Source organism: Nocardia farcinica (genome assembly GCF_029867845.1).
Taxonomy (GTDB): Bacteria; Actinomycetota; Actinomycetes; order Mycobacteriales; family Mycobacteriaceae; genus Nocardia; species Nocardia farcinica_A.
This window is the reverse complement of the sequence record NZ_JARWRU010001142.1, coordinates 1-2,672: the sequence shown is the minus strand read 5'-3', so window position 1 is coordinate 2,672 and position 2,672 is coordinate 1. Positions and strand designations below refer to the sequence as shown.

Annotated in this window: 4 protein-coding genes; 3 read left to right on the top strand and 1 reads right to left on the bottom strand. The window is 72.3% G+C overall.

Features of this window, described 5'->3' with window-relative positions:
- The first annotated feature begins 242 nt into the window (after positions 1-242).
- From QH283_RS25460 to QH283_RS25450, 3 genes are read left to right on the top strand one after another with little or no spacing between them, the layout of a single operon-like run.
- Positions 243-1,487, top strand: a complete 1,245-nt coding sequence (locus tag QH283_RS25460) for a bifunctional 3,4-dihydroxy-2-butanone-4-phosphate synthase/GTP cyclohydrolase II (RefSeq protein WP_280505465.1) — start codon at positions 243-245, stop codon at positions 1,485-1,487.
- Positions 1,484-1,963 (top strand): 6,7-dimethyl-8-ribityllumazine synthase, encoded by a 480-nt coding sequence (ribH, locus tag QH283_RS25455; RefSeq protein WP_280505464.1) that lies wholly within the window; start codon positions 1,484-1,486, stop codon positions 1,961-1,963. Before QH283_RS25460 ends, ribH begins: the two co-directional genes overlap by 4 nt.
- Positions 1,960-2,472 carry a PH domain-containing protein gene (locus QH283_RS25450; protein WP_280505467.1) on the top strand — a complete coding sequence of 171 codons (513 nt, stop codon included), beginning with the start codon at positions 1,960-1,962 and terminating at the stop codon, positions 2,470-2,472. The genes ribH and QH283_RS25450 overlap by 4 nt, the downstream gene beginning before the upstream one ends.
- Before the next feature lie 22 nt (positions 2,473-2,494).
- Here QH283_RS25450 and QH283_RS25445 read toward each other — a convergent pair.
- The coding region (locus QH283_RS25445; protein ID WP_280505466.1) for a gamma-glutamyltransferase at positions 2,495-2,672 on the bottom strand (178 nt) is incomplete at its 5' end.

Genomic DNA, 2,672 nt, shown 5'->3' with positions numbered 1-2,672 from the left:
TCGGCTCCAGGGTGACCCTGGAGGTCGAGGGGATCGCCATGTCCGTCGAGCGGCTCCTGCTGCGGGGCTGACACCGACGGGCCCCCGCGCCGCGGGACGACCTGCTCGTTCCCCGCGGCACCGCGAACGGTGGAGCCGGCGCCCGGCTCGTCCGGCCGCGGCCTGCCAGGGGCCGCCAGCCGGGGCGGGTGGGGCAACGGCGATACTGTTCTAGACCTATTCATAGATGGAGCGCAGCAGACGTGACCAGGTTCGACACCATCGAGCGCGCAGTCGCCGACATCGCCGCCGGTAAGGCGGTCGTCGTCGTCGACGACGAGGACCGCGAGAACGAGGGCGACCTCATCTTCGCGGCGGAGAAGGCGACCCCCGAACTCGTCGCCTTCATGATCCGATACACCTCCGGTTACATCTGTGTGCCGCTGGTCGGCGAGGACTGCGACCGTCTCGGCCTGCCGCCGATGTACGCCACGAACCAGGACAAGCACGGCACCGCCTACACCGTCTCGGTGGACGCGCGCGAGGGCATCACCACCGGCATCTCCGCCGCGGACCGCGCCACCACCATGCGCCTGCTCGCCTCGGCCGATGCCAGAGCCGACGATCTGACCCGCCCCGGTCATGTCGTCCCGCTGCGGGCCAAGGACGGCGGCGTGCTGCGCAGGCCAGGCCACACCGAGGCCGCCGTCGACCTGGCCAGGATGGCCGGTCTCCGCCCGGCGGGCGTGATCTGCGAGATCGTCAGCCAGAAGGACGAGGGCCACATGGCCCGCACCGAGGAGCTGCGCGTCTTCGCCGACGACCACGACCTGGCGCTGATCTCCATCGCCGACATGATCGCCTGGCGGCGCAAGCACGAGAAGCAGGTCGTGCGGGTCGCCGAGGCGCGCATCCCCACCGCGCACGGCGTGTTCACCGCGGTCGGCTACACCAGCCTCTACGACGACGTCGAGCACGTCGCCCTGGTGCGTGGCGACATCGGCGACGGCGAGGACGTGCTGGTGCGCGTGCACTCCGAGTGCCTGACCGGCGACGTGTTCGGCTCGCTGCGCTGCGACTGCGGCCCCCAGCTCGACGCCGCCCTGGAGATGGTCGACGCCGAGGGCCGCGGCGTGGTGCTGTACATGCGCGGTCACGAGGGCCGCGGCATCGGCCTGATGCACAAGCTGCAGGCCTACCAGCTGCAGGACGCCGGACGCGACACCGTCGACGCCAACCTCGATCTCGGTCTGCCCGCCGACGCCCGCGACTACGGCACCGGCGCGCAGATCCTGGTCGACCTCGGCATCCGCTCGATGCGACTGCTGACCAACAACCCGGCCAAGCGCGTCGGCCTGGACGGCTACGGCCTGACCATCACCGAGCGGGTGCAGATGCCGCTGCGCGCCAATGCCGAGAACCTGCGCTACCTGCGCACCAAGCGGGACCGGATGGGCCACGACCTGGTCGGTCTCGACGATCTGGATCTGGAGGAGACCGCACAGTGAGCGGCACCGGCGTTCCCGCCTTCGAACTGGCCGACGCGAAGGACCTGCGGCTGGCGATCGTCGCCTCGCGCTGGCACGAGAAGATCTGCGACACCCTGGTCGCCAACGCCGAGCGGGTGGCGAAGGACGCGGGGGTCCGGCACATTCGCGTGGTCCGCTGCGCGGGCGCGATGGAGCTGCCCGTGGTGGCCCAGCAGCTGGCCCGCACGCACGACGCCGTGGTCGCGCTCGGCGTGGTGATCCGTGGCGGCACCCCGCATTTCGAGTACGTGTGCGACGCGGTGACCGCCGGGCTGACCCGGGTCTCGCTGGACGAGTCCACCCCGGTGGCCAACGGCGTGCTCACCACGAACACCGAGGAGCAGGCGCTCGATCGCGCCGGGCTGCCCGGTTCGGCGGAGGACAAGGGCGAGCAGGCCTGCGCGGCCGCGCTGGACGCCGCGCTGACCCTGCGCGCGCTGCGCGCCGAGAGCTGACCACCGTGGCCGAGTGGGAGCTCGAGGCGCGGCCGCGGCGTTCGGTCCGCAACGCCTGGATCGTGGCCGTGCTCGTGCTCGCGGTCTTCACCGTCGGCGGTGTCTTCCTGCGGAACGGCTCGACCGGGGTGAACTTCCGGGTGGTCGACCAGATCGCCATGGTGGCCATCGGCGTGCTCGTCGCGGGCGGCGTGCTGCTGCTGACCCGGCCCCGGGTCCGCGCGGGCGAGCGTGGCATCGAGGTGCGCGGCGTGCTGGGGGAGACCCTGTTCGGCTGGGACCAGGTGCGCGGCGTCAGTTTCCCGGACCGGAAGGCCTGGGCACGACTGGAACTGGCCGACGACGACTACGTGCCGCTGCTGGCCATCCGCGCCAACGACAAGGAACACGCGGTGCTGGCCCTCGAGCGCCTGCGCGCGCTGGGCGCCCGGTACGCGATGGCCGGGGAGAACTCCGGGGCGTCGGACGCCGGTCCGAACCCCGGCACGTCCGGCACCGAGGAGAAGTAGCGGTCGAGCGGCCTGTTCCCGGTCAGCGGGTGTCGCCGAGGACCACGCCCTCCCGGCGCGGGTCGGCTCCGCCGGTCCAGCCCTGCTCGCCGTCGCGGCGCAGCGCGCTGAGTCCGCTGGTCTGCGGCGCCACCGACACTTCGTGGCCGAGTTCGCGCAGCCTGCGGACCAGCGGGTCGTTCGCCCCGTCGTCGGTGGCG